The following is a 26696-nucleotide window of genomic DNA, read 5'->3' on the forward strand; positions in this document are numbered from 1 at the left end:
CAACCGGGCGCACCGGGGTTGGGCGGCGCGGATCTAGCCGGACGGCGGCCGGGTGGTGTTCGGTGGAGGCAGCCGAGCACCCGAGGAGCGACCGATGGCCGAGGACGAAGAGTTCCTGGAGAAGCTGCCGACCGACCTGATCTTCCGGCTGCCGCCGAACTTCGACAGCGTCGAGGACGAGCGCCGGCACCGCAAGGAGCGGCTGGCCGCCGCGCTGCGGATCTTCGGCAAGTTCGGCTTCGAGGAGGGCGTGGCCGGGCACATCACCGCGCGCGACCCCGAGCGCACCGACCACTTCTGGGTGAACCCGTTCGGGATGTCCTTCAAGCACATCAAGGTCAGCGACCTGATCCTGGTGAACCACGAGGGCAAGGTCGTCGAGGGCCGCTACCCGGTGAACGAGGCGGCGTTCGCGATCCACTCGCAGGTGCACCAGGCCCGGCCGGACGTGGTGGCCGCCGCGCACAGCCACTCGACGTACGGGCGGGCGATGTCGGCGCTCGGCCGCAAGCTGGAGCCGATCACGCAGGACGTGTGCGCGTTCTACCAGGACCACGGCCTGTTCGACGACTACACCGGCGTCGTCACCGACCTGGAGGAGGGCAAGCGGATCGCCGCCGCCCTCGGCGGGCACAAGGCCGTCATCCTGCGCAACCACGGCCTGCTGACGGTCGGCGACACCGTGGACGCCGCCGCCTGGTGGTTCATCACGATGGAGCGGTCCTGCCAGGTGCAGCTGCTCGCGCAGGCCGCGGGCCCGGTCGTCCCGATCGAGCACGACAACGCCGTCCTCACCCACGAGCAGATCGGCAACGACCTGGTCGGCTGGATCAACTACCAGCCGCTGTACGACCAGATCACCCGCGAGCAGCCCGACCTGTTCGACTGACGCCGCCCCGGGGGGGTCCTCGCCGCGTCCGGTGCGCGGGCGGAATGCCGTGCGCCGCAGGCCAGGGCCCACCCCGCCGCCGGTCGGCCCGGGCGGCATCGGCCATGATCGTGGCATGGACCTGCGTGTTGCCTTGATTGGATACGGCACCGGGGGCGCGGTCTTCCACGCCCCGCTCATCTCGTCCGTCCCCGGGATGCGCCTGGCGGCGGTCGTGACCGGGGACCCCGAGCGGCGCAAGGCCGTCGAGGAGCGGTACCCGGACGCGCGGGTCCTCGACCACGCCGACCGGCTGTGGGAGGTGTCGGGGGCCTACGACCTGGTGGTGGTCGCGGCGCCAAACCGGTACCACGTCGCCCTCGCCCGGACGGCGCTGACGTCGGGCGTCCCGGTCGTCGTGGACAAGCCGGCGGCGGCCACCGCCGCCGACGCCCGCTCCCTCGCCGCGCTCAGCGCCGTCCGGGGCCTGCCGGTCGTCCCGTTCCACAACCGCCGCTGGGACGGCGACTTCCTGACCGCGCAGCGCCTCGTCGGGTCGGGAGCGCTGGGCGACGTGCTGCGCTTCGAGTCGCGGTTCGAGCGGTGGCGGCCGACGATCAAGCCCGGGTGGAAGGAGAGCGCCGACCCGCGGGACGCCGGCGGCATCCTGTACGACCTGGGCTCGCACCTGATCGACCAGGCGGTCGCGCTGTTCGGGCGCCCGGTCCGGGTGCACGCGGAGATCGACGTCCGGCGGAGCGGCGCGACGGCCCCCGACGACGTGTTCGTCGCCCTCGAGTACCGCGGCGGCACCCGGTCGCACCTGTGGGCGAGCGCGACCGCCGCGCAGCTCGGCCCGCGGTTCCGCGTCCTCGGGTCGCGCGCCGCGTACACCGTCCACGGCATGGACGTGCAGGAGGACGCGCTCCGCGCCGGGCTCGTCCCGAACGATCCGGGCTACGGCATCGCCCCGCCCGAGTCGTACGGCCGCGTCGGCGTCCCGGGCGACGAGCGGCCCGAGCCGACCGCGCCGGGCGCCTACCACGACTTCTACGCCGCCGTGGCGCGCACGCTGCGGGACGGTGCTCCCCCGCCGGTCGACCTCGCCGACGCGATCACCGGCCTGGAGGTCATCGAGGCGGCGCTGCTGTCCGCCCGCGACCGCGCGACGGTGCCGCTGGACTGAGCGCGTCCCCGGGCACGGCCGTCACGGCGCGTCCGGCGTCACAGGACGGAGACGTGGACGTGGTCGTAGTGGTTCTGGGTGACGCTGCCGCGGTCTTCCATCTGGCTCCAGCCGCCGCCGCTGCGCGAGTCCCAGATGCGCTGCTTCCAGATGATGTACTTGATGCCGAGACGGCTCGCGTTGTCGATGAGGTACTGGGCGACCTGGTCGCCGTGGGCGCTGGCCGACGAACTCGGCATCTGGCCGCCGGTGCTCTCCATGAAGTCGCAGGCGTGCCCGGACCCGTGGTCCTGCGGGTCGCCGGGGCGCATGCAGCCGATCGTGGGGAACGGCCCGAACTTGCCGTCGACCTCCTGGAGGACGGTGCGCATGCGCGCGGTCATCGAGTTGCCGGTGACGGGCGACTTGGTGCCGGACGCCCCGTCCGGCCGGGCCGACCCGGAACCGGAGCCCGACGATGCCGACGCGGTGGGCGTCTCGGGCTTGTACTTCGCGAGCAGCTTCTTGACGCGCTCGCGCTGGCTCTCGAGCTTCTCGATCTCCTTCTCGACCTTCTCGAGCTTCGCCTCCGCCTTCTCGCGGGCCTGCTCGGCCTGCGCGTCCAGCGCCCGCAGCGCCTGGACGCGGCGGCCGTTGTTGCGGCTGATGTGCTCGAGGCCGCTCGCGGCGCGCAGCGCGGCCTGCGGATCGCCGTCGGTGACGATCGGGATCGACTCGTAGCGCCCGGTCATGTAGGCGGTGGAGGCGATCGCCGCGACGGACGAGCGGGCCCGGTCGTAGTCGCCGGAGGCGCGCTCGGCGGCCGAGCGGGCCTTCTCGGCGCCCTTCTCGGCGTCTTCGAGGGTGACCAGCCCGCCGCGGTACTCCTTGGAGAGCTTGTCGGCGCGCTTCTTCAGCTCGGCGTACTTGGCCGCCGGATCCTTGGGGGCGCGGGGGACGGCGGCGGCGCGGGCGGACGGGACGGCCGTCACGCCCAGCGCGAGCGCGAGCGCCAGCGCGCCGGTCCGCGCGCGCCGAGCCGTCGGGCGTCCGCCGGCAGGACGCTCCGTGCCGCCGGAGGGAACGAGGGCCGCCACAGATCACTCCTAGATAACACGCCTCAAGATTGGCGGCACGCTACCACATACGACCATTTCGTCTCAGTTGATGTGAAAATTACATAGCGTAACGAAAGGTGTACGGTATCCGGGGTGCGGGCCGGGGCGCGCGGCCCCGGCCCGGAGCGGGAAGCCCGGCGTCACAGGCCCATGAGCTCCTCCCAGCGCGGCACGCGGGGGGTGCCGCGCAGCCGGAGGCCGGCCTCGGCCGGCGTCCGGTTCCCCTTGCGGTTGTTGCACTTCCCACACGCCAGGACGGTGTTCTCCCACGTGTCCCCGCCGCCGCGCGACTGCGGGTGGACGTGGTCGACGGTGTCGCCGCGGCGCCCGCAGTACGCGCAGCGGCCGCGATCGCGCAGGTGGACGCCGCGCTTGCTCCACGGCGGGCGGCGGCCGTGGCGCCAGCGCATCGCGACGTACCGGACGAGGCGCAGGACGCGCGGGACGGGGAACGCGCCGATCGTCCGGCCCTCCTCGACCTCCTCGACGACCGCCACCTCGCGCACCAGCATGCGGATGGCGTGCCGCAGGTCGACCTTCTGTAACGGCTCGTACGTCGCGTTCAGGACGAGCACGTGCATGCGACACCTCCCCTGCCCCTGCCGCTTCCCCGCCAGGATTCGAACCTGGAGCATCCGCATTAACGGTGCGGCGTTCTGCCGTTGAACTACGAGGAAAAGGTCCGGCAATTCTGCTGACTTCCGGGTATTTCCCGGAAGCCGCTATCAGCCTGCCGATTCCCGGCGGGGCGGGCAACGCATTTTCCGGCCGTTCAGGACGGGAGGTCGGCCGCCGCGGCCTGGTACTCCATGGACTCGCGCTCCACCCGGAACCCCAGTTCCTCGTTCACCGCGATCATGTGGACGTTGTCGCCGGCGTTGTCGGTCTCGATCTCGCGGACCTCGGGACGCTCGGCGGCGAGCCAGCGCAGCATCTCCGCCTTCACCCAGATGCCGATCCGGCGGCCGCGGTGCTCGGGCACCACCGCGGTGTCGTACTGCATGGCGCGGCCCGCCGCCCCGGCCGGGACGACCGTCTCGGTGAAGCCCGCGATCGACGCGCCGTCGCCGGTGAGGGCCGCGACGGTGTACAGGTCGTCGCCGCGCTTGGCGACCAGTTCGGCCATCTCGCGGACGCGTGCGGCGTCCCAGGGGGCGCCCTCGTACTCGGCGAGGTCGGCCATCGCGGTCTTGGCGCGGGCGAGCGCGGCGGCCCGCCCGTCCGGGACGACGCCGCGCCAGCGGACGAGCCGGTACCCCGGGGGCCCGTCCGCGACCAGGCGGGCGACGCGCTCCGCCGGGAGCCCGTCGAGGTCGAGCACCATGCCGCGCAGCGTCAGCACGCACTCGAAGCCGTGCGACTCCAGGAACGGGACGGCCGGGGTGCCCGCGAGCACCTGCGCGATCACGCTGGTGCGGCCGTCGGCGCGCAGGCCCGCGGCGGCCGCCCGCAGCAGCCGCCGGCCGAGGCCGCGGCGGCGGTGCTCGGGCCGCACCCGGATGTCGATCTCTCCCGGCCGTCCGGTCCCCGGATCGCCGGGCAGCAGCAGGGCGGCCACGGCGGCGAGGCCGCCGTCCGGGCCGCCGCCGGCCGCGGGGTCCCCGGCGGGCACCGCCCAGAGCCGCTGCCGGCCCGCGGGGACGCCGCCCAGCAGCCGCGCGGCCGTGTGGGCGGGCTCGGGCGCGGGCTCGGCCGCCGGATCGTCGGCGTGCACGGCGGCCAGCACCCCGTGCCACTGCCTGATCTGCGCGTCCGTCGGGTCGTCGAGCGCGATGACGTCCATCCGACTGTTGTACCGGATCGGAGCCCGCCGGACCCGGGCCCTCGTGACAACGCGTGGTTTCGGACGCACGCGCGGTCCCCGGCGGCCGGACCTCAGCGGCCCCGCGCGAACGCCTCCAGGATGCGGTCGGCGGCCAGCGCGGGGGTGAGCGCGCCGTCCGCGACCTCCCGCTCCACCTCGGGGGCGATTGTGCGGACGTCCGGATCGGCGTGCAGGTCGGCGAGGAGCCGGTCGCGGACCATCGCCCACGCCCAGCCGACGAGTTGGCGGCGCCGCCGGGCGTCCAGTTCGCCGCTCTCGCGGAGGGCGTCCTGATGGGCGGTGATCTCGTCCCACACCCGCTCGAGGCCGGTGCCTTCGCGGGCGCTGCAGGTGAGGACGGGGATGTCGCGGGCGTGCTCGTCGCCGCGCAGCATCCGCAGGGCGCCCGACAGCTCCCGCGCGGCCCGCTTCGCCTCGATCTTGTGGTCGCCGTCGGCCTTGTTCACCGCGATGACGTCGGCCAGTTCGAGGACGCCCTTCTTGATGCCCTGGAGCTGGTCGCCGGTGCGGGCGAGCGTCAGGAACAGGAACGCGTCGACCATCGCAGACACGGCCGTCTCGGACTGCCCGACCCCCACCGTCTCCACGAGGACGACGTCGTACCCGGCGGCCTCCATCACGACCATCGCCTCGCGGGTGGCCTTGGCGACGCCGCCGAGCGTGCCGGCGGTCGGCGACGGCCGGATGAAGGCGTTCTCGTCGGCGGAGAGCCGCTGCATGCGGGTCTTGTCACCGAGGATGCTGCCGCCGGTCCGGGTGGACGACGGGTCGACGGCCAGTACGGCGACCCGGTGCCCGCGCCCGGTGAGCAGGGTGCCGAGCGCGTCGATGAACGTGGACTTGCCGACCCCCGGCACGCCGGTGATGCCGACGCGCCGGGCGCCGCCGGCGTGCGGGGTCAGCTCCACCAGCAGCCGCTGCGCGAGCGCGCGGTGGTCGGGGCGGGCCGACTCGACGAGCGTGATGGCCCGCGCGATCCACGCGCGCGAGCCGTCCCGCACCCCGGCGACGTAGTCCTCCAGGGGCCTCACCGGTCGCCGTTCTCCCCCGCCTTCTCGTGGCCCAGCCGCGCCGCCAGCTCGTCCAGCAGGCCCTGCGCGGCGTCGGCGAGGACGGTCCCCGGCGGGAAGATCGCGGACGCTCCGGCGGCGCGCAGCTCGTCGAAGTCCTGCGGCGGGATCACCCCGCCGACGACGATCATGACGTCCTCGGCGCCGAGCGCGGCCAGCTCCTCGCGCAGCGCGGGCACCAGCGTGAGGTGGCCGGCCGCGAGCGAGTTGACGCCGACGATGTGCACGTCGGCCTCCACCGCCTGCCGGGCGACCTCGGCGGGGGTCTGGAACAGCGGGCCCACGTCGACGTCGAAGCCGAGGTCGGCGAACCCGGTCGCGATCACCTTCTGGCCGCGGTCGTGGCCGTCCTGCCCCATCTTGGCGACCAGGATGCGCGGGCGGCGCCCCTCGGCCTCCTCGAACGCGGCGGTCGCGGCGCGCGCCCGCTCGATGCCCTCGGCGGGCCCTGCCTCGTCGCGGTACACACCGGAGATCGTACGGATCTGCGCGGCGTGCCGCCCCCACGCCCGCTCCAGGGCGTCGGAGATCTCGCCGACGGTCGCCTTGGCGCGGGCGGCGTCGATCGCGAGGGTGAGCAGGTTGTGCTCCAGCCCGGACGGGCGGTTCCCGTTCGTCGCCGCGTCGGCGGCGGCGGTCAGCGCCGCGAGGGCCGACCCGACCGCGGCGTCGTCCCGCTCCTCGCGGAGCCGCCGCAGCTTGTCGAGCTGCTGCGCCCGGACGGACGCGTTGTCGACCTTGAGGACCTCGATCTGCTCCTCGGCGTCCGCGCGGTACTTGTTGACGCCGATGACGGGCTGCCGCCCGGAGTCGATGCGGGCCTGCGTGCGGGCCGCGGCCTCCTCGATGCGCAGCTTCGGCAGCCCCTCGTCGATCGCCTTCGCCATGCCGCCGGCCTCTTCGACCTCGGCGATGTGGCCCCAGGCGCGGCGGGCGAGGTCGTAGGTGAGCCGCTCGACGTAGGCGCTGCCGCCCCAGGGGTCGATGGCGCGGGTCGTGCCGGACTCCTGCTGCAGCAGCAGCTGCGTGTTGCGGGCGATGCGGGCGGAGAAGTCGGTCGGCAGCGCGAGGGCCTCGTCCAGCGCGTTGGTGTGCAGCGACTGGGTGTGGCCCTGCGTGGCGGCCATCGCCTCGATGCAGGTGCGGGCGACGTTGTTGTAGACGTCCTGCGCGGTCAGCGACCAGCCGGACGTCTGGGAGTGCGTCCGCAGCGACAGCGACTTCGGGTTCTTCGGATCGAAGCCCTTGACGAGCTTCGCCCACAGCAGCCGCGCGGCGCGGAGCTTCGCGACCTCCATGAAGAAGTTCATGCCGATCGCCCAGAAGAACGACAGCCGCGGCGCGAACGCGTCGATGTCGAGGCCCGCCTCGCGCCCGGCGCGGATGTACTCGACGCCGTCCGCGAGGGTGTAGGCGAGCTCCAGGTCGGCCGTGGCCCCGGCCTCCTGGATGTGGTAGCCGGAGATCGAGATCGAGTTGTACTTCGGCATCCGCTGCGAGGTGTACTCGAAGATGTCGGAGATGATCCGCATCGACGGCTGCGGCGGGTAGATGTAGGTGTTGCGGACCATGAACTCCTTGAGGATGTCGTTCTGGATGGTCCCCGCGAGGGCCTCCGGCTTCACCCCCTGCTCCTCGGCCGCGGCGATGTAGAGCGCCAGCACCGGCAGCACGGCGCCGTTCATCGTCATCGACACGCTCATCCGGTCGAGCGGGATGCCGTCGAAGAGCTGCCGCATGTCGTAGATCGAGTCGATCGCGACCCCGGCCATGCCGACGTCCCCGGCCACGCGCGGGTGGTCGGAGTCGTAGCCGCGGTGGGTGGCGAGGTCGAACGCGACCGACAGGCCCTTCTGCCCCGCGGCGAGGTTGCGCCGGTAGAAGGCGTTGGACTCCTCCGCGGTGGAGAACCCGGCGTACTGGCGGATCGTCCACGGCTGCGTCGCGTACATGGCGGGGTAGGGGCCGCGCAGGTACGGCGCGATGCCGGGGAGGGTGCCCAGGAAGTCGACGCCGCCGAGGTCGTCCGCGGTGTAGAGCGGCAGGACGTCGACGCCCTCCGGGGTGTCCCACGTCTGCGCCTCGGGCTCCTTGCCGGTGGCCTCGGCGACGGCCGCGCGCCACCGCGCGGCGGCGCCGGCCGCGGGCGGCGGCGTCCCGAGCTCGATGTCGCTGAAGTCGGGGATCATCACTTCACTCCCAGATCGTGGAGGGTCGTCTCCAGCACCTCGACCGCGTCGCATCCGGCGAACACGTTGGCGTCCACGCCCTCGTACGTTCCCTTGCCCGCGAGCCAGACCCGCTTCGCGCCCGCGTCCCTCAGCGTGCGGGCGGCGTCCGCGGCCCGCTCGGCGTACACCTTGTCGCTGGAGCAGACGCACGCGACCGGCGCGCCGGACGCGGCGAACTCCTCGGGCGGCCCGGCCACGGTCTCGACGCCGCCGGCCTGGAACAGGTTCGCGGCGAAGGACGCGCGGGCGGTGTGGACGGCGACCGGCCCGAGCGTCGCGAGGAACACCGCGGGACGGGCGCCGGTCGCGTCGGCGTGCGCGTCGGAGCGGTCGCGGAGGGCCTCGAAGTCCTGCGCGTACGTCACGACGGGCAGCCCGCCGCCGGGACGGGCCGGCGCGGGCTCCCGCTCGGGGAGCCGCTCGGCGAGGTTCGGGAACTCGCTGACGCCGGTGAGCGGCGCGGTGCGCCGGGCGATGTCCTTGCGGCGCCGCTCCCACGTCGCGGCGATGCGGCCGGCGACGAGCCCGGACTCGAGGGCGGCGGCGAGGCCGCCGGCCCGCTCGATCTCGGTGAAGCGGTCCCAGGCGGCCTGCGCGATGTCCTCGGTGAGGCGCTCGGCGTACCAGGAGCCGCCCGCCGGGTCGACGACGCGGGCCAGGCTCGACTCCTCCAGCAGCAGCGTCTGCGTGTTGCGGGCGATGCGCCGGGCGAAGTCGTCCGGCAGGCCGAGGCGCGCGTCGAACGGCAGGACCGTGACGGCGTCGGCGCCGCCGACCCCGGCGGCGAACGCGGCGACGGTGGTGCGCAGCATGTTCACCCACGGGTCGCGGCGCGTCATCATCGCCGCGGACGTCACCGCGTGGATCCGCGCGGACGTCCCCTCCGCCGCGCCGCTCGCCTCGGCGACGCGGGTCCACAGGCGGCGCGCGGCGCGGAGCTTGGCGATGGAGGAGAACTGGTCGGCGTTGGCGGCGAGCCGGAACTCGATCTGCGCGAACGCCTCGTCCACGCCGAGCCCGGCGTCGGTGAGGGCCCGCAGGTAGGCGACTCCGGCGGCGACGGCGGCGCCCAGCTCCTCGGCGTCCGAGCCGCCCGCGTCGTGGTACGGGGTGCCGTCGGCGACGACCGCGCGCAGCCGCGGGAACTCGCGGGCGCAGCGGGCGGCGAGCGCGGCGGCGGCGCCGAGCGGCCGGGCCGTGCCGGTGCGGGCGGCGAGGCCGAGCGGGTCGAGCCCGAGGTTCCCGGCGACGGCGTCGGCGTCGCCGCGCTCCGCCGCCAGCGCGAGGAACGCCTCGGCGGCGTCGGCTGCCTGCTCCCCCGCGTCCAGCACGACGGGCGCGAGCCCGAGCAGGACGCCGCGCAGCGCCTCGGGCAGCGCGGCGACGGGCGGGCCCGCCTCGCCGAGCCGCAGCCAGATCGAGGTCGCGCCGTTCTCCAGGTCGGCGAGGATCGCCTCCCGGGTGACCGCCGGGTCGGGGTGGTCGTGCCGCTGCCGTACGTCCCAGCCCGCGAGGCCCTCGCCGTCGGGCCGCACCTCGCGGACGTACGGGGCGAGCCCCGGGCGTCCGGCGGGGGCGTCCTCGGCGGTGTACAGGGCGCCGATCGGGACGCCGTCGTACGACTCGCGGGTCAGCAGACCCTCGATCTCCTCAGGGGGCGTGTCGTCGGTCGCCGCGCCGGACTTGCGCAGCACCCCCTTCACCATCTCCCGCCACCGGTCCCGCTCGGCCGGGGGGAAGGCGGCGGCCAGTTCGAGTTCTTCAGGCGGCACCGTCATGCCCTGGATGGTAAGCGAGCGCATACCGGGCGTTCGCGGGCGGGGTCCCGGTGGCCGGGAGACCCGTCCGCGGGCGCGCGCCGGACGCCCGGCGGCTCAGGTTAGGAGCCCGGCCACCGGGAAGGTGGCCCGCATGACCTTGGATTCCCTTCCCGGTGACCTCTATCGCATGCAGGACCTCCTCGACGAGCGCGAGCAGGAGATCGTCGGGCGGGTGCGGGCCTTCCTGGAGGAGAAAGTCGCGCCGATCGCGAACGACTGCTGGGCCCGCGCGGAGTTCCCGTTCGACCTGATCCCCGGGTACGCCGAGCTGGGCGTCGCCGGCCTGCCCTACGAGGAGTGCCCCGGGGAGCGGCCCAGCAGCCTGCTGACCGGGTTCCTCGCGATGGACATGGCCCGCGTCGACCCGTCCATGGCCACGTTCTTCGGCGTCCACTCGGGGCTGGCGATGGGCAGCATCGGCCGGTGCGGGTCGCCGGAGCAGCGCGCCCGGTGGCTGCCCGCGATGGGGCGGATGGAGAAGATCGGGGCGTTCGCGCTGACCGAGCCGGAGGGCGGGTCGGACGTCGCGCTGGGCCTGCGGACGACCGCGCGCCGCGACGGGGACCACTGGATCCTGAACGGCGCCAAGCGGTGGATCGGCAACGCCACGTTCGCGGACCTGACCGTCGTGTGGGCGCGCGACGCCGACGACGGGCAGGTGAAGGGGTTCGTGGTCGGCAAGGACACGCCGGGGTTCACCGCCACCCGCATCGAGAACAAGATCGCGCTGCGGACGGTGCAGAACGCCGACATCGTGCTCGAGGAATGCCGGGTGCCCGAGGAGGACCGGCTGGTGGACGCCCGCACGTTCCGCGACACCGCCGCCGTGCTGCGCCGGACGCGCAGCGGCGTCGCGTGGCAGGCGGTCGGGGTGATGCTCGCGGCGTACGAGATCGCCCGCCGCTACGCGGTCGAGCGGGAGCAGTTCGGCCGGGTGATCGCCGAGTTCCAGCTCGTCCAGGACCTGCTGGTGCGGATGCTGGGCAACGCGACGGCCTCCCTCGGCATGGTCGTGCGGCTCGCGCAGCTCCAGGACGCGGGCCTGTACCGCGACGAGCACTCGGCCCTCGCGAAGGCGTACTGCACCACCCGGATGCGGGAGGCGGTCGGCTGGGCGCGGGAGCTGATGGCGGGCAACGGCATCGTCCTGGACTACGGCATCGGGCGGTTCGTCGCCGACGCCGAGGCGCTGTACTCCTACGAGGGCACCCGGGAGATCAACACGCTGATCGTCGGCCGCGCGGCGACCGGCCACGGCGCCTTCGTGTGAGGGGCTCGTGTGAGGGGCTCGTGTGACGGCTCGCGGGGCGGTCGCGGGGCGGTACGGGCACCCCGGAAACGCCGGTGCGGAGGGTCGTTGCTAGAGTTCGGCCACGTAGATCGAATCCCCACCGGAACCTGTTAGAGGGAAGACAACGCGCATGTCGAGCGGCAGCCACGCCGGGCGCCCGAAGTCCTGGGTCGCCGTCAGCATCATCTTCATCGGTTTCGCCATCGGCGGCGCGGGGCTCGTCATGGGGCCGAGCTGGGTGGTCTTCGGCGCCGGGGCCGCGGTGGTCGCCCTCGGCGGAGTGGTCGCCCTCGCCGTCGACATCATGAGCGACGTCGTCGTCGACGATCCTCGGGCGTAGCGGTGTTCGGCCGTCCGCCGCTCGAGGAGCGGATCGCCGCCCGGCAGCGTGAACTCGGCCCGCTGAAGCAGGGCAAGTACTTCCCGCACGGCCCGGCGAAGATGCTGTTCATCGTGAGCCTGGGCATCGTCGTGATCACGCACCTCGCGGCTCTCGCGGTCCTGTGGGTCGACTCGGGGCCCTGACACACCGAAAAGGCACGTGCCAAGCCGCCGTCCGTCACGTAACGTCGAAGTGATGTGCCGTCGCGGTGACGCGGCTGTGACGTGACAGGCGGCCCGCGGCGCGCACGAGCCGAGGTGGTGGAATGGCGCCGCGTTTCGGAATCGAGGAAGAGTACTTCGTCGTCGATCCCGGCACGCGCGAGGTCGTCCCCCGCGCCGCCGACGTGGTGCGCCGCGCCGCGGCGACTTTGGGCGAGCGGGCGTCCACCGAGCTGGTCGGGTTCCTCGCCGAGGCCAAGACCCCGCCCTGCGACGACCTGGTGAAGCTCGAGGAGCAGGTCCGGCAGATGCGGGCCGCGATGGCGGACGCCGCCGCGGCGGAGGGGCTGCGGCTCGCCGCGACCGGCACGCCGGTGCTGGGCGACCTCGTGCCGGCGCCGATCACCGCGGGCGCCCGGTACGCCGAGAGCGTCGCGACCTACCGCGGTTTGGACGACGAGCAGAGCATCTGCTCGTGCCACGTGCACGTCGAGATGCCCGACCGGGAGCGCGCGGTCCTCGTCGGCAACCACCTGCGGCCCTGGCTGCCGACGCTGCTGGCTCTGGCGGCCAACTCGCCGTTCTGGGCGGGCCGCGACACCGGGCACGCCTGCTGGCGGGCGCTGACGTGGGCGCGCTGGCCGGTGGCCGGGCCCCCGCCCTACTTCGCGTCGCTGTCCCACTACGAGGAGCTGGTCGCGTCCCTGCTGGAGTGCGGCGCCCTCATGGACACCGGGACGATCTTCTGGGACGTCCGGCCGTCCGCGCGGCTCCCGACGGTGGAGGTGCGGGTCGCCGACGTGGCGCTGACGGCGGCGGACGCGGCGGCGCTCGCCGGGCTGATCCGGGCGCTGGTGGAGACGGCCGCCGCCGCCGTCGACGCGGGCGATCCGGCGCCCGCCCCGCCGCAGGAGATGCTGCGCGCCGCGTACTGGCTGGCGGCCCGCGACGGGACCGCGGGGACGGGCCTGGACGTGCGGACCGGGCGTCCCGCGGCGCAGCGCGACCTGGCCGCCGCCCTGCTCGCCCGCGCGGCGCCCGCGCTGCGCGACAGCGGCGACGCGGACAGCGTCGCGCGCGGGGTCGGGCGGCTGCTGGCCGGCGGGACGGGCGCCGAGCGGCAGCGCGCCGCGCACCGCAGGCGAGACCGGCTGACGGACGTCGTGGACGCCGCGCTGCTGCCGGAGCCGGCGGAGGCGACAGCGCGCTTCCGGCAGGTAACGTAGCGGAAATGATGCGAAACCTCCCGTTTTTGCGTTTCGCTGCGGGGTAACCGTTAGGTGAACGGCGTTCACCGAGTCAGGGGGCAGATCATCGACGGGGGCCATACCGAACCGCCGCCGCAGGGCGCGTACGCTCGGGCCGATGGACGAGATGGGGGCGCCGTGCGGGGCGGCGACGCGATGAGCTCCGCGGACACGGGTTTCACGGGCACGGGTTTCACGGGCACGGCGGCGACGGACCGCGGCGCGGACGCCGACGCGTTCGTCCACCCCGCCCTGTTCTACGGGAGCGACGAGGAGTACCTCGCGGGGACCGTGCCGTTCGTCCGGGACGGCGTCGCGGAGGGCGAGCCCGTCGCCGTGGCGGTGCCGGGCGAGAAGCTGGCGACGCTGCGGGACGCTCTCGGCGGTGACGCCCCGGGCGCCGCGGCGGCGTCCGTCACCTGGCTCGACATGACCGAGGCGGGGCGCAACCCGGGACGGATCATCCCCGGTGTGCTGCGCGACTTCGCCGACCGGCACCGCGCCGCGCGGGTGCGGATCATCGGCGAACCGATCTGGCCGGGCCGGTCGGAGACCGAGTACCCGGCCTGCGCCCAGCACGAGGCGCTGATCAACCTCGCGTTCGCGGGACGGCGCGTGACGATACTGTGCCCGTACGACGCCACCCGGCTGGACGACCGCGCGCTCGCCGACGCCCGCGCCACGCACCCGGTGCTCATCGACGCGGACGGCGAGCGCGAGAGCGGCGACTACGCGCCGGACCGGATCGTCAGCGACTACAACCGGCCGCTGCCGCCGCCCGCCGAGGCGTACCGCATCGACTTCGACCTCGACGCGCTGCCGATGGTCCGGGAGTTCGCGTGGGCTTGGGCGACGCGGCTCGGCCTCGCCCCGGACGCGGCGGGCGACATGGAGCTGGCCGTCAACGAGCTGGCCGCGAACTCCTGCCTGCACGGCGGCGGGACGGGCACCGCGCGGATCTGGGCCGAGGACGGCCGGGTCGTCTGCGAGGTGCGGGACGCCGGGACGATCGCCGATCCGCTCGCCGGGCGGATCCCGGTGGAAATGAGCCCGCACGGCGGCCGCGGGATCCTGCTCGTCAACCACCTCGCCGACCTGGTGCGCGTGCACACCGGCCCGGACGGCACCGCGATCCGCGTCTACATGCGCACCTGACCGCACCCGGCGGCGCCGGGGCGGCGGCTCAGGGCGCGAGCGCCCGCCCGATCCCGGCGAGCGACTCCGCCAGCAGCGCCGCGAGCCCTTCGGACGCGGCGTACTCGGCGAGCGCGGCGGCGATGAACAGCGCCAGCACCCGCGCCGCCCGCTCCCGGTCCGGCGGCACGGGCCCGTAGGCGTCCAGGAACGCGGCACGGTCGCCGCCGGTGAACGCGGCGTACGCCAGGGACAGGTCCACGGCCGGGTCGGCGCGGCAGACGTCGCCCCAGTCGATCACGCCCGCGGCCTCCCCCGCGGGCCCGACCAGGACGTGCCGGACGTGCAGGTCGCCGTGCACGATCACGGGCTCCCCGGCGGGCGGTGCGGCGTCGCGGGCAGCGTCCAGGAAGCCGCGGACGGCGGCGTCCGGCTCCCACAGGCCGAGCGCGGCGAGCCGGGCCAGCCGCTCGGCGGCCGCCGCGGCCCGGTGGGCGGGATCGCTCCGCCGGAGCGGGTCCAGGGGCAGTCCGGCGCCCGCGGCAGGGACGAGCGCTGGGTCGTGCAGCACCCGCAGGAAGCCGCCGACGGCGGCGGCGATCCCCGCGCGCCGCCCGTCCGGCGGCCGGACCTCGGCGAGCTCCCGCCCCGGGAGGAGCCGCGCGCCGAAGAACGGCCAGGGGAACCCGCCGCCGGGCCCGCCCACGTAGCGCGGCACGGGGATCGGCAGCGGCAGGCGGGGCGCCAGCGCGGGGAGCGTCGCGATCTCGCGCTCGACGCCCGGCACGGCGATCTTCCGGCGCGGGAACCGGAACGCCCAGTCGCCGCCGACGCGGAACACCGTGTTGTCCCAGCCGGTCGCGAGCGGCTCGACCGGCGCGCCGCGCAGCTCGGGGAACCGCTCCCCCACGAGCGCCGCCGCGGCGCCGGACGTGATCTCGTGCTCCGCCGCCCACTCCATGGGCCCGACGTTAGCGCGCGGGCCGCGCGGCGGCCGCCCGTTCCGTCCCGGCGGGGACCGCGGGCACCGCGTCCTGCGGCGGCGGGGGCTCGCGGCGCCCGGCCAGGCGGACGGCGGCGACGACCAGGGCGCAGCCGGCGAGCTGGGCGGGCGCGGGCCGCTCGGCCAGCACCGCGGCGCCGAGCAGCACGGCGAGCACCGGCTGCAGGAGCAGCAGCGCCCCGCCGACCTCGGCGCGCAGCCGCGGCAGCCCGGCGTTGATCAGCAGCCAGCCGCAGACCTGGCCGGTCACCGCGAGCGCGGCCAGCCAGCCGAACGCGGCCCAGCCGGGGGCGAGGTCGACGCCGTGCCAGGGGGCGCCGACCGCGACGGACGCGGCGCCCGCGCCGAGCGTCGCGAGCAGCACGGGCCGCGCCCGGTGGGGCTCGTGCCGCCCGGCGACGCGCGTCAAAAACAGGTATCCGCCGTAGGCGACCCCGGCGCCGACACCGTAGAGCGCCCCGCGCACCGGGTCGGCGGCGCGGGGCCCCTGGTCGGCGAGGCCGGCCGCGAGGGCGACGCCCGCGAGCATGACCGGGAGCGCCGCCGCGAACGCCCGCGACGGGCGCTCGCGGAACGCGGCCAGCGCGAGCAGCGGCACCACCACGACCTGCACGTTGACGAGGACGGTCGCGATGCCCGCGCCGACGCCCTCGATGGCCGCGCCCCACAGGACCAGGTCCGCGCCGAGCAGGAGCCCGGCGGCGACGTGCGCCGCCCCGCCGCGCCCCGGGCCCGCCCGCCGCCGCTCCCACCGGACGAGCGGGACCAGCAGCGGCACGGCGAGCGCGCAGCGGAAGAACGCGGCCGTCGCGGCGGATACGCCGGAGAGCCCGACGAAGATCGCGGACGCGGAGATGAAGGCGGCGCCGGCGATCACCTGGAGCCGCGGGTCGGTCCTTCGCACGCGCTCCACGCTCCCGCAGCGGAACATTTAGCACAAGCAACGCTTATTAAGCGCGAATCAGTAGCATTCCTACCGTGACGATGAACATCGAACGGCTGCGGGCCCTGCACGCGGTCTCGGTCCACGGCACGATCGCGGCCGCCGCCGAGTCCCTGCACGTGACGCCGTCCGGGGTGTCGCAGCAGCTCGCGAAGCTGGAACGGGAGACCGGGCACCGGCTGCTCGAGCCGCGGGGCCGCGGCGTCCGGCTCACCGGCGCCGGGCACGTCCTGGCCGGGCACGCCGCGCGGGTGCTGGCCCAGCTCGCGGCCGCCCGCGCGGAGCTGGACGGGCTGCGCGAGGACGCGGTCGGGCCCGTACGGCTCGGCTCGTTCGTCACCGCGGCCCGCGCGGTGCTGCCGCAGGCGCTCGCCGCGCTGCGGGAGCGCCACCCGCGCCTGTCGCCCACCCTGGACGAGGACGAGGCCGAGACCGTCCTGCCCGCCCTGGACCGCGGGGACATCGACGTCGCGGTGGTGGAGAGCTGGGACACGCTGCCGACGCCGCTGCCCGCCGCGGTGTCGCGGCTGCTCCTGGCGTCGGACGTCATCGACCTCGCGCTCCCCGCCGGGCATCCGCTCGCCCGGCGGCGGACGGTCGACCTGGCCGAGCTGGGCGGGCTGCGGTGGGCGGCGTGGACGGCGGGCGGCACCTGCGAGCGGCAGCTGCTGCACACGCTGCGCGAGCACGGCGCCGACCCGGAGATCGTCTGCAACGTCGCCGACTACTCCACGCAGCTCGCGTTCGTGGCGGCCGACCTGGCCGCCGCGCTGGTCCCCCGGCTCGGCCGCGACCCCGTCCCCGCCGGGGTGCGGATGCTCGCCACCCGCCCGGTCGTCCGCCGCGCGATCTACGTGGTCTGGCGGACGGACGCCGACCGGCCGGCGGTGCGGGCGTGCGTCGAGGCGCTGCGCGCGGTGGCGGAGCGCCTCGCCGACGAACCCGGCTGAGCCCGCGGTGCCGCTCGGGGCCGGGGTCAGGGACGGCGGTCGGGGCGGCGCGGCCAGGGCATTCGGCCGCGCGGCTTGAAGATCGACAGGCCGGTGGCCGCCAGCAGCATGGCGAGCTGGACGGCGACCACCGCGACCTCCCGCCACCTGCGCGCGGTGTCCGGGAGGGTCCCGTCGGCCGCCGCCTCCGCCAGCGCCTCGGGCTGCCCCAGCAGGGCCCCGAACAGGATCACCACGACCAGCAGCAGCAGTTTCGCGAACACCCACCGGTGCCGCAGCACCCCCCACTTGCTGCCCAGGCCGAGCGCGATCCCGGTGGCCAGCGCGATGAAGCTCAGCGGGATCCCGCCGCTCATCACCAGCACGGGCATCAGCCGGTACGCGGGCTCGACCAGCGCGGCGTCCGCCGTCACCGTCGCCGCGAGGTTGAGCATGACGAGCGCCCACACCTCGCCGACCAGCCCCACGGAGGCGAGGACGTGCACCAGCAGCAGCGTCTTGCGGACGGCCGGACGCGGCCGCCACGCACGTCCCGCGGGGCTCCTCCCCGGGACGGCTTCCTGTACCGACATCTCGCGACTCCTCACTCTCGGTGCGACCCTGCGATGGTGCGAGGCCGGCACGGGGGCCGTCGTCGGATGCGCGGATGCTCCGGGAGTCCGCCGCCGGGAGCAGAGCGCCCGGGCCGGGCTGCGCCCGGCGGGGTAGCGGGCCGGCGATGCCGAAAATTGACCGCGCCTCCGGGTGCCCGTGGGAATAGGCGGGAATGACAGGGTGCGCCCGGACTCACCTGATCCTTGTGGGGAACGATGCGTTTTCTTGCTCGCGCGCACCAGATGCCGGCCCGCGTGGTCGTGGGCGCGTTCATCCTGAACTCGGGGCTGTCGAAGCTGAAGGGCGACCCGGGGACCGCGGACTACATCCACGGCACGGCGAAGACGGCGTACCCCTTCCTGGCGTCGAAGGACCCGCACAAGTTCACCCGCATGCTGGGGACGGCCGAGGCGGCGCTCGGCGCCGCGCTGATGGCGCCGTTCGTCCCGACCGCGCTCGCTGGCGCCGCGCTCACCGCGTTCGCGGGCGGCCTGACCGGCCTCTACCTGCGGCTGCCCGGGATGCACGAGAAGGGGAGCATCCGCCCCACCCAGGACGGCATCCCGCTCGCGAAGGACACGTGGCTGGCCGGGATCGGCGCGACGCTCGTGCTCGAGGAGCTGAGCCGGGCCGCCGAGGAGAGCCGCGGGCGCCGCGGGCGCTGCCGCCGCTGAGCCCCGGCCGGCGGCGCCGCCCCGGCGGGGCCTATGGTGAGATGCGCCATACGGGCGGGCGGCAGACGGCGAATTTCGACAACCCTTCACACCGCCGGTCAACTCGTTGTCATGGCCGGAAGCGGCCAATCCGGTGGAACCCTCCGCTCGTAGCCGTGCCGCGCTCGTCCCTTCTCCGCGACCGCCTCCACCTGCGGCGCCGCACTCGTCTCTCCCGGCCCGCCGCACCGCCGCACAAACGCGCGTGACCCGATCCGGACACCCGGCGCGGGCGTTTCGGTCCACCCGGACTCCGGGCCCCGCGCGATCCGCCCCGGGCGTTCTACCGTCGATGGCAGCCACCGCACTTGCTCCCCAGGGGAAGGCGACAGGTGATGCCAGGGACGGCGACGAGCGGACGGGCCCCCGGCCGGGGCCCCGCGAACGAGCGGGCGCCCGCCGCCGCGCCCGGGACCCCACCGGGGCGCGGGCCGGGCCCCGTCCCCGACCTGCACCGCCCGGGCCTCGCCCGGGTCCAGGACCGCCTGCTCGGCGGCAAGGACAACTACGCCGCCGACCGCGACCTCGCCGACCGGCTGCTGGACGTGCTGCCGGGCGCGGCCGCGGCGGCCCGGGACGGCCGCGCGTTCGTCGCCCGCGCCGTCCGGACGCTCGCCGCGCGCGGCGTCCGGCAGTTCCTCGACCTCGGCTGCGGGCTGCCCACCGACGACAACCTGCACCAGATGGCGGCCCGGTACGTCCACGGCCCCCGCGTCGTGTACGTCGACGCCGACCCGCTGGTCATCGCGCACGCCCGCGCCCGGCTCGCCGCCGACGGCGTCGCGGCGCTGCGGGCGGACCTGCGCGACCCGGCGGCGATCCTTGCCAGCGCGGAGGTGCGCCGGCTGATCGACCCCACCGAGCCGGTCGCGCTCGTGTTCGCGTCCGTCCTGCACTTCCTGGCCGACCCGTACGGGCCCGTCGCCGCGCTGGCCGCGGCGGCCGCGCCGGGCAGCGCGCTGGTCGTCGCGCACGCCACCGGCGACTTCGCGCCCGCCGCGACGGCCGAGGCGGCGCGGCTGTACCGGGACGCGGGCGTCCCGCTGCACCCGCGCGGCGCCGCGGAGGTCGGGCGGCTGCTCGGGCCGTTCGTGCCGCTGGAGCCCGGCGTGGCCCCCGCGGCGGGGTGGCGTCCCGAACGGCCGCGCATCCTGACCGGCCCGCCCCTGCTGTACGGCGCGGTGGGCGTCCTCCCCGGCTGACCGCCGCCCGCCCGCGGGGACGTTCCACCATCGACAGGTCGATCCCGGTATGAACCGGACGGCGACACGCCGCAAGGCGACGACCTGGCGTTCAGCGAACGTTCAGGGGGCGCTGGGCGGAGCACCGGGAAAGGGCACCTAGGGTGGCCGGGATGCCGGCGAACACTCTGACCCCACCGGACACTCGGATCGACGCGCCCGCGGCGAACCGGCCGCGGATGGGCTGGCTGGACGCCCTGCGCGGGATCGCCGCCCTGGTCGTGGTCTTCGAGCACTCGCTCGACGTGCTGCTGCCCGAGGTCCGCGCCACCGCGAGTCCCTGGTTCGACTTCGGACGCTACGGCGTCTTCGTGTTCTTCCTCGTCAGCGGCTACGTGGTGCCGTTCTCGCTGGAGCGGCGCGGCAGCGTCCGCGCGTTCTGGGTCGGGCGGTTCTTCCGCCTGTACCCGGCGTGGGCGGTGTCGGTGGCGCTCGCGCTGGCGCTCGCCGTGGCGGGTTTGGGCTACGGCCTGCCCGCCGCGCTCGGCGACCGTCCGTGGACGGCGGCGCTCGCCCACCTGACGATGCTGCAGGACCTCCTCGGCGTGCCGAACGTCGTGAACGTGTTCTGGACGCTCTCGTACGAGATGATCTTCTACCTGCTGGTGACGGCGATGTTCGTCGCCGGGGTGAAGCGGGCCAGCGCGCGGATCGCGCTCGGGTTCGGGATCGCGGCGGCCCTGCTCGGCGTGGTGCTGCCGTCGCAGCTGCTGGCGGCCCGCTGGCCGGACGGGACGACGCTCGTCGCGGCGGCCGTCCTCGCGGCCGGGCTCGCGGCGCTGTTCGGCGGACCGGCCGTCCGGCGGATCGGGGTCGCCGTGGTGGCGACGCTGGCGCTGACGCTGCTGGTGCTCAACAGCCGCATCGGCGGGGTCGAGAGCCTGTGCATCATCGCGACGATGTTCGCCGGGACCGCCGTCCGCGGGCTGCAGGACGGCCGACTGCGGGCCTGGCCCGCCGCCGCGATGATCGCGGTGGTGCCGGTGCTGACGCTGCTCGCGGGGCTGCGGCCGCCGCCCACCTGGTCGCAGCACGGGTACCCGGAGTCGCTCGGCCTCGACTGGTCGCTCGCCGTCGCGGCGGCCTGGCTGACGTTCCTCGCGGGCCTCGCCCTGCGGCACCGGACGATGCCGCGGGCGCTCGTGTGGTCGGGCCTGGTCAGCTACTCGATGTACCTGCTGCACCCGCTGGTGGTCCAGGCGGTCTGGTCGGCCGCCGGGGAGGACCCGGGGTCGCTGCCGGTGCCGGAGCGGCTCGGCTGGGGCGCGCTGCTGGTCGCGGGCGTCCTCGGGGCGTCCGCGCTGGCGTACCGGTTCGTGGAGAAGCCCGCGCAACGGCTGGGCAAACGGCTGACGCGGCCCCCAGGGTGACAGCGATCACCCGGGACGCCTAAGGTGAGCCCGTCCCCGGAGGGAGGTCTTCGTGGTCGGTCCCCTGCCCGACGAACTGCCCGGCATGCTGCGCCAGCACGTGCAGGAAGCCGTACGGGAGATGGAGCGGGAGATCCGTGAGCAGGTCCCCGAGTACTCCGGCGACGACGGCGAGTACGCCGAGCGGGTCGAGCGCGCGGTCCGCGACGCGGTCGCGTTCTTCGTCGACTCGGTCGACCATCCCGACGCCGACCCCCGCAAGCTCACCGAGCTGTACACGCGCCTCGGCGAGCTCGAGGCCCGGCAGGGCCGCGGCCTGGACACGCTGCAGACGGCGATGCGGGTGAGCTGCCAGGTCGCGTGCCAGCGGTTCATCATGGACGCCTACCGGCTCGGCTGGTCGCGGGAGACGCTGGGCCGCCTCACCGACTCGCTGTTCATGCTGGTCTCCCGGATCGCCGACGCCGCCGCGCAGGGCTACGCGCGCGAGCAGGGCCAGCTCGCGACCGCGCGGGAGCGGCGCCGCGAACGGCTCCGCGACATGCTGATCCTCGAGCCGCCCCCCGCGCACGAGGCGATCGCCGAGCTGGCGGTCGCGGCGCGCTGGGACCTGCCGAAGAGCATCGGACTGGTCGCGCTCCCGGCGGGCGCGCCCGCCGGGGCCCGGATCCTGCCGCCGTCGGTGCTGGCCGACTGGGACGCGCCCATCCCGTTCCTGGTGGTGCCCGACCCGGACGGCCCCGGGCAGGAGCGGCTGTGGCCCGCCCTGCACCGGCTCGGCACCGCCGCGATCGGCCCGACCGTGCCGGTGGCGCAGGGCGCGGTGTCGCTGCGCTGGGCGCGGCACGCGCTGACGCTGATCGAGCGGGGGATGCTGCCGCGCGGCGAGCCCGTCCGCTGCGCCGAGCACGTGGCGTCGCTGGCGACGCTCGCCGCCGAGGAGCTCGTCGGCGCCACCGCGGGCGCCGTCCTCGGGCCGCTGCTGGAGCTGCCCCGCCAGCGGCGGCAGCCGCTGGCGGAGACGCTGCTGACGTACCTGCAGTCCGGCGACAACGCCGTCGTCGCGGCCGAGCGGCTGCACATCCACGAGCAGACCGTCCGGTACCGGCTGCGCCGCATCCACGAGCTGACCGGCGGCCGGTTCACCGAGCTCGACGGCCGGCTGGACGTGATGCTGCTGCTGAGCTGGCTCGTCCGGTCCGGCGGCGGCCGCTGACGGTCCGGGGCGGTCCGGGTCAGAGGAAGGCGGCGACGCGGTCGGCGAACTCCTCCGGGGTGACGATCTCGACGCCGAGCTTCTCGGCCTTGGCCCGCTTGGACCCGGCCTTCTCCCCGGCGACGAGCAGCGACGTCTTCGCCGACACCGACGAGGACGCCCGTCCCCCGGCGCGTTCGATGAGCTCGTTGACCTCGTTGCGGGACAGCCCGTCGAGCGGGCCGGACATCGCGCCGGTCGCGACCACCGACAGCCCGGCGAGCGGGAGGTCCGCCGCGCCCTCCGCCGCCCCGGCCGCCCCGTCCGTCCCGTCCGTCCCGTCCTGGGACGGCGCCGCCGCGGGACGGCCGGTCGCGCCGGGTTCGGTCATGTTCACCCCGGCGGCGACGAGCTTGTCGATCAGCGGCGCGAGCGCGGCGATCTCCTCGACGCAGACCTCGGCCTTGTCCGCGCCGATCCCGTCGACCTCCTGGAACGCCTCGGCGTCCGCCGCGCGGATCGCGTCCATCGTGCCGAAGTGGCGGGCGATGCGCCGGGACAGGGAGCGGCCGGTCTTGCGCACCCCGAGCGCGCAGAAGACCTTGTTCAGCGGCTTCGCCTTCGCGGCCTCGATCGCGGCGAGCAGGTTCGCGGTGCTCGTCTCGCCCATCCGGTCGAGCCCGATGACCTGCTCGCGGGTGAGGGCGAACAGGTCGGCGAAGTCCGCGATGAGCCCCGCCGCGACGAGCTGGTCGATGCGGCTCCCGGCGAGGCCCTCGATGTCCAGGGCGTCGCGGCCGGCGGCGTAGCGGACGGACGCGACGGCGTGGCAGTCGCGGCCGCGCACGCAGCGCCACCGCTGCTGCGACACGTCGATCTCGTCGCCGCAGCGCGGGCAGACCTCGGGGACCTCGATCGGCTTCTCGTCGCCGGTGCGCAGGTGCGCCACCGGCGCCTCCACGCGGGGGATCACGTCCCCCGCCTTGTAGACGGTGACGTGGTCGCCGAGCAGCAGCCCGCGCCGCTCGATGTCGGCGGCGTTGTGCAGGGTGGCGTACTCGATGACCGAGCCGTCCACCTCGACGGGCTCGAGATGGGCGCGGGGCGCGATGACGCCGGTGCGGCCCACGTTCCACTCGACGCCGACCAGGCGGGTGATCTTCTCGACGGCCGGGAGCTTGTAGGCGACCGCCCAGCGCGGCGCGCGCGACGACAGCCCCGCGTCGGCCTGGTCGGCGGCGGCGTCCGCCTTGATCACGATGCCGTCGATGCCGAAGTCGAGGTCCGCGCGCAGCGCCGCGATCTCCCGGACCCGCTCCAGCACCGCCGCCACGCTCGTCGCGGTCGTCCCGGGGACGGGCGTGACGGCGACGGTGCGCGCGCCGAGCCCGGCGACGAACTCCATCACCTCGCTGTGCGGCAGCCCGCGGAGCCGTTCCGCGAGCTCCTCCCCGGTGCCGTCCATCGGCAGTGCGCCGTAGGCGAAGAAGGTCATCTCGACCTGGTAGGCGCGGTCCCGGGCGCGCAGCGACCCGGCGGCGGCGCTGCGCGGGTTGGCGAACGCGGCGCCGCCCGCGCCGGTGCGCGCCGCGTTGGCGGCCTCGAACTGGGCGCGGGTCATCAGCACCTCGCCGCGCAGTTCCACGGTGACCGGCTCGGCGAGCCGCTCCGGCAGCCCCTCGATCATGCCCTTGCCGTGCGAGACGTCCTCGCCCGCGGCCCCGTCGCCCCGCGTCACCAGCCGCGCGAGCCGGCCGTCCTCGTAGCGGGCGGAGACGGCGAGGCCGTCCAGCTTCGGCTCCACGCTCCAGACCTCGACGTCGCGGCCGATCCGGCGGGCGACCCCGGCGGCCCACGACTCGAGGTCGTCGGCGGAGAACACGTTGTCCAGGCTCAGCATGGGGACGGTGTGCGGCACGTCCCCGACCACGGCTCCCCCGGCGACCTTGCCGGTCGGCGAGTCGGGCAGGACGTGCCCGGGGTGCGCGGCCTCGTAGGCGGCGATCCCGCGCACGAGCCGGTCGAACGCGTCGTCGTCCAGCGGCGAGTCGCCGCCGCCGTAGTAGGCGGCGGACGCGGTGACGGCGGTCTGGACGGCGGCGGCGTACGCGGCCTGGTCGCCGATCTCGGTCGTGGGGGCCGGTGTCTCGGTCATGTCCGTAGTCTTCCCGGCGGCACCGACATTTCCGGCGTTTCGGGAGGTGGCGGGCCCGGCTCCGCTCAGGTGGGCGTCCTGCGGGGCGGCCCCGCCTCCGGCAGCGCGCCGCTCCCGGCGGCCGGCGCGGCGCCCGGCCCGGCGGTCAGCTCCTCGAAGGCCCGGACGAGCGCTCCCGCGAAGCCGTCCGCCTCGGGCAGCAGGCGCGGATCGGCGGTCACCGCGACGTGCAGCGCGCCGTTCCAGCCGAGCGCCCCCACCGCGAGGGGCACCCCGTCGGCCAGCGGCAGGATCGGGTGGACGTCGCCCAGCGGCACCCCCGCGAGCGACATCGCCGTGTCCGGGCCGGGCATGTTCGACACGATCGCGCCGAAGAACCGCGCACGGTACACGGCGCGGGCGGCGCGCGCGTGCAACCGGGGCGGCAGCGCGCCGAGGAGCCGCAGGACGGCGGTGCTCGCCACCGCCCGCCCGGACGCGCGGCGCCGCTCGGCGGAGCGGTGCACGGCCGCGAGCCGGTCCCGCAGCGGGCGGCGGTCGACCGGCACGTCCAGCCGCAGCGCGGCGGTCAGGTTGCCGGGGACGGCGGTGCGGCCGCGGCCCGGCGGGGCGGGGGCGCGCAGCGTGACCGGCACCGCCGCGCGCAGCACCGGCGGCGCGCCCGCGCGCGGCGCCCGCCCGTCCGCCGCCTCGCCGCGCCCGGCGAGGACCTCCCCGACCAGCGCGAGGAGCAGGTCGGTCACCCGCACCCCGGCGGCACGGGCGGCGGCGCGGACGCGGTCCAGCGGGAGGGTCGCGGTGCCGTACCGGCGGCGGGCGCCGAGCGGCCCGGTGATCGCGACGGTGGGCGCGGCGCCGTCGCGGGCGAGCGCGACGAGCCCCGGGACGACCGCGGCGGCGCGCACCAGCCGTCCGGGGCCGCGCGGGACGTCCGCCTCGGGGAGCGGGGGCTCGAGGATGCCGCGCAGGATGTCGACGACGCCGATCCCGTCGGCGATCGCGTGGTGCATGACGATCACGGCCGCGTCCCGCCCGCCGGGCCCGCCCCGGACGAGGCAGAACCGCCACAGCGGCCGGTCGCGGTCCAGCGGGGTCGCCGCCAGCCGCGCCACGACCTCGTCCAGGGCGCGGCGGCCGTCCCGTTCGGCCGCGGGCGCCTGGACCTCCACGACGTGCAGGTCGAGGTCGACCTCGTCGACCGGCACCCACCGCGGACGGCGCAGGAGCCCGGCCGGGGCGACGCGCTGGGTGAGGCGGGGCAGCCGGGGCAGCCGCTCGGCCAGCAGGGCGCGGACCCGCTCCACCGGCGGGCCGGGCCCGGCGAACTCGGCGACCCCGCCGACGACCTGCGGGACGCCGCCGTCCTCGACGTACAGGAAGAACGCGTCGGGCGCCGCCACGCGCTGCGCGCGCCCGGCGCCGCCGGCGTCCGCCCGGCCGCGGCGGCCGCGCCACAGCCGGACGCGCAGCCGCTCGGCGGCCGCGGCGGCGGGCACCAGCAGCAGCCCGCCGGGGATGTCGATGACGTAGTGGGCGGCGGTCGCGACGATGACCGCGCTCGTCACCGCCAGGTGCAAAACGCAGAGCCACAGGAACGCGGGCCCGCAGCGGGCGCGGACGGCGGCGGCGCCGATCCACGCGATCCACCCGATGTGCAGGCTCGGCATCGCCGCGTAGGGGTTGGCGCCCGCCGAGACCACGCCCGTCCCCCAGGTGACGGGCGGATGGTGCAGCGCGATGATGTCGGTGTAGCCGCCGCCGGGCAGCAGGCGCGGCGGGGCGACCGGCCACAGCGCGAAGCACACGACCGCGATCAGCGTCATCCAGATCAGCGTGTTGCGGGCCCACGGGTACGCGGGGCTCCGCCGCCACCACAGGTACCCGAGGAACCCGAAGGTGCCGATGACGTAGGTGGTCGCGTACTCCCAGGCGGCGAGGGCGCCGAGCACCTCGTGCCCCGCCAGGGCGGCGTTGAGGGACCGCTCGACGTCCAGCCCGGTCCGGCGCTCGAGGTCGAGCAGGAAGCGGCCGTTCGCGTCGGCGGCCGCGCGGTCCCCGGCGAACGCGTGCGTGGCCAGCACGTACACGGCGAGGACGAGCAGGCCGACGGCGATCTCCCGCGCCGGCGCCGCGCGCCCGTGTCGTGCCACGCCGCCCTCCCCGGCTCGGCCGCCTGCCCCCACACCGCTCATCCTTCCCCGGTTGCGCCGCGAGTCCACG

The 26696-nt window shown here is 75.6% G+C and carries 23 protein-coding genes and 1 tRNA gene; 12 read left to right on the forward strand and 12 right to left on the reverse strand.

Annotated elements, in window-relative coordinates; genetic code table 11:
* Positions 1 to 94 precede the first annotated feature (94 nt).
* Complete coding sequence (locus DMH08_RS14065) at positions 95 to 889, forward strand: class II aldolase/adducin family protein (protein WP_034521876.1); 795 nt, start codon at positions 95 to 97, stop codon at positions 887 to 889.
* A 115-nt stretch (positions 890 to 1004) separates the two neighbouring features.
* Entirely contained in the window at positions 1005 to 2054 is a 1050-nt protein-coding gene (locus tag DMH08_RS14070; RefSeq protein WP_125614503.1) for a Gfo/Idh/MocA family oxidoreductase, read from the forward strand.
* 38 nt (positions 2055 to 2092) lie between these two features.
* On the opposite strand, the gene DMH08_RS14075 is transcribed toward DMH08_RS14070, so the two are convergent.
* From DMH08_RS14075 to DMH08_RS14105, 7 genes are all read right to left on the reverse strand, one after another.
* Positions 2093 to 3130, reverse strand: coding sequence for a coiled-coil domain-containing protein (locus DMH08_RS14075; protein WP_125614506.1), 1038 nt, complete (start codon positions 3128 to 3130; stop codon positions 2093 to 2095).
* Between the two features lie 161 nt (positions 3131 to 3291).
* The gene (locus DMH08_RS14080) at positions 3292 to 3732 is read right to left on the reverse strand and encodes an HNH endonuclease (protein WP_026406218.1); all 441 of its coding nucleotides are present in this window, start codon (positions 3730 to 3732) and stop codon (positions 3292 to 3294) included.
* Between the two features lie 24 nt (positions 3733 to 3756).
* Positions 3757 to 3828: transfer RNA gene (locus DMH08_RS14085), tRNA-Asn, on the reverse strand.
* Positions 3829 to 3923: 95 nt separating this feature from the next.
* Positions 3924 to 4934 carry a GNAT family N-acetyltransferase gene (locus tag DMH08_RS14090; RefSeq protein WP_026406219.1) on the reverse strand — a complete coding sequence of 337 codons (1011 nt, stop codon included), beginning with the start codon at positions 4932 to 4934 and terminating at the stop codon, positions 3924 to 3926.
* Between the two features lie 92 nt (positions 4935 to 5026).
* Complete coding sequence (gene meaB / locus DMH08_RS14095; RefSeq protein ID WP_125614509.1) at positions 5027 to 6007, reverse strand: methylmalonyl Co-A mutase-associated GTPase MeaB; 981 nt, start codon at positions 6005 to 6007, stop codon at positions 5027 to 5029.
* A complete protein-coding gene (scpA, locus tag DMH08_RS14100; RefSeq protein WP_125614513.1) occupies positions 6004 to 8235 on the reverse strand; it encodes a methylmalonyl-CoA mutase in 2232 nt (743 codons plus the stop codon). The genes meaB and scpA overlap by 4 nt, the downstream gene beginning before the upstream one ends.
* Positions 8235 to 10055: a methylmalonyl-CoA mutase subunit beta gene (locus DMH08_RS14105; RefSeq protein WP_026406222.1), complete on the reverse strand. Its 1821-nt coding sequence runs from the start codon at positions 10053 to 10055 to the stop codon at positions 8235 to 8237. The genes scpA and DMH08_RS14105 overlap by 1 nt, the downstream gene beginning before the upstream one ends.
* Before the next feature lie 133 nt (positions 10056 to 10188).
* Here DMH08_RS14105 and DMH08_RS14110 point away from each other — a divergent pair, with 133 nt between their 5' ends.
* The 5 genes from DMH08_RS14110 to DMH08_RS14130 all read left to right on the forward strand — a co-directional run bounded on the left by DMH08_RS14110 (position 10189) and on the right by DMH08_RS14130 (position 14333).
* The gene (locus DMH08_RS14110; protein WP_125614516.1) at positions 10189 to 11367 is read left to right on the forward strand and encodes an acyl-CoA dehydrogenase family protein; all 1179 of its coding nucleotides are present in this window, start codon (positions 10189 to 10191) and stop codon (positions 11365 to 11367) included.
* Between the two features lie 151 nt (positions 11368 to 11518).
* Positions 11519 to 11728: an HGxxPAAW family protein gene (locus DMH08_RS14115; RefSeq protein WP_026406224.1), complete on the forward strand. Its 210-nt coding sequence runs from the start codon at positions 11519 to 11521 to the stop codon at positions 11726 to 11728.
* 2 nt (positions 11729 to 11730) lie between these two features.
* Complete coding sequence (locus DMH08_RS14120) at positions 11731 to 11913, forward strand: hypothetical protein (RefSeq protein WP_026406225.1); 183 nt, start codon at positions 11731 to 11733, stop codon at positions 11911 to 11913.
* A gap of 122 nt (positions 11914 to 12035) precedes the next feature.
* Positions 12036 to 13157, forward strand: a complete 1122-nt coding sequence (locus DMH08_RS14125; protein WP_034521881.1) for a carboxylate-amine ligase — start codon at positions 12036 to 12038, stop codon at positions 13155 to 13157.
* Positions 13158 to 13334: 177 nt separating this feature from the next.
* The gene (locus DMH08_RS14130; protein ID WP_084551335.1) at positions 13335 to 14333 is read left to right on the forward strand and encodes a sensor histidine kinase; all 999 of its coding nucleotides are present in this window, start codon (positions 13335 to 13337) and stop codon (positions 14331 to 14333) included.
* A gap of 28 nt (positions 14334 to 14361) precedes the next feature.
* Here the strand turns inward: DMH08_RS14130 and DMH08_RS14135 are convergent, their stop codons facing one another.
* Positions 14362 to 15273 carry a phosphotransferase gene (locus DMH08_RS14135; protein WP_125614519.1) on the reverse strand — a complete coding sequence of 304 codons (912 nt, stop codon included), beginning with the start codon at positions 15271 to 15273 and terminating at the stop codon, positions 14362 to 14364.
* Positions 15274 to 15283: 10 nt separating this feature from the next.
* On the reverse strand, positions 15284 to 16219 hold the full coding sequence (locus DMH08_RS14140; protein ID WP_233617583.1) for a DMT family transporter: 936 nt from the start codon (positions 16217 to 16219) through the stop codon (positions 15284 to 15286).
* 80 nt (positions 16220 to 16299) lie between these two features.
* Between DMH08_RS14140 and DMH08_RS14145 the strand changes: the two genes are divergently transcribed.
* Positions 16300 to 17208 carry a LysR family transcriptional regulator gene (locus DMH08_RS14145; RefSeq protein ID WP_125614566.1) on the forward strand — a complete coding sequence of 303 codons (909 nt, stop codon included), beginning with the start codon at positions 16300 to 16302 and terminating at the stop codon, positions 17206 to 17208.
* Positions 17209 to 17234: 26 nt separating this feature from the next.
* Here DMH08_RS14145 and DMH08_RS14150 read toward each other — a convergent pair whose 3' ends face one another.
* Positions 17235 to 17780, reverse strand: coding sequence for a hypothetical protein (locus tag DMH08_RS14150; RefSeq protein WP_125614525.1), 546 nt, complete (start codon positions 17778 to 17780; stop codon positions 17235 to 17237).
* A gap of 237 nt (positions 17781 to 18017) precedes the next feature.
* Here DMH08_RS14150 and DMH08_RS14155 point away from each other — a divergent pair, with 237 nt between their 5' ends.
* The 4 genes from DMH08_RS14155 (at position 18018) to DMH08_RS14170 (ending at position 22342) form a co-directional block, all read left to right on the forward strand.
* On the forward strand, positions 18018 to 18476 hold the full coding sequence (locus DMH08_RS14155; RefSeq protein ID WP_026406228.1) for a hypothetical protein: 459 nt from the start codon (positions 18018 to 18020) through the stop codon (positions 18474 to 18476).
* Between the two features lie 374 nt (positions 18477 to 18850).
* Positions 18851 to 19717 carry an SAM-dependent methyltransferase gene (locus DMH08_RS14160; protein WP_125614528.1) on the forward strand — a complete coding sequence of 289 codons (867 nt, stop codon included), beginning with the start codon at positions 18851 to 18853 and terminating at the stop codon, positions 19715 to 19717.
* Positions 19718 to 19869: 152 nt separating this feature from the next.
* Complete coding sequence (locus DMH08_RS14165) at positions 19870 to 21126, forward strand: acyltransferase family protein (protein ID WP_084551311.1); 1257 nt, start codon at positions 19870 to 19872, stop codon at positions 21124 to 21126.
* Between the two features lie 52 nt (positions 21127 to 21178).
* Positions 21179 to 22342, forward strand: coding sequence for a helix-turn-helix domain-containing protein (locus tag DMH08_RS14170; RefSeq protein ID WP_125614530.1), 1164 nt, complete (start codon positions 21179 to 21181; stop codon positions 22340 to 22342).
* A 19-nt stretch (positions 22343 to 22361) separates the two neighbouring features.
* Here the strand turns inward: DMH08_RS14170 and ligA are convergent, their stop codons facing one another.
* Together ligA and DMH08_RS14180 are read right to left on the reverse strand one after the other, a co-directional pair.
* Positions 22362 to 24476, reverse strand: coding sequence for an NAD-dependent DNA ligase LigA (gene ligA, locus DMH08_RS14175; protein WP_125614533.1), 2115 nt, complete (start codon positions 24474 to 24476; stop codon positions 22362 to 22364).
* 65 nt (positions 24477 to 24541) lie between these two features.
* Positions 24542 to 26626: a bifunctional phosphatase PAP2/O-acyltransferase family protein gene (locus DMH08_RS14180; RefSeq protein ID WP_158642304.1), complete on the reverse strand. Its 2085-nt coding sequence runs from the start codon at positions 26624 to 26626 to the stop codon at positions 24542 to 24544.
* Positions 26627 to 26696: the final 70 nt, after the last annotated feature.

It is taken from the genome of Actinomadura sp. WAC 06369 (genome assembly GCF_003947565.1).
Taxonomy (GTDB): Bacteria; Actinomycetota; Actinomycetes; order Streptosporangiales; family Streptosporangiaceae; genus Spirillospora; species Spirillospora rifamycini.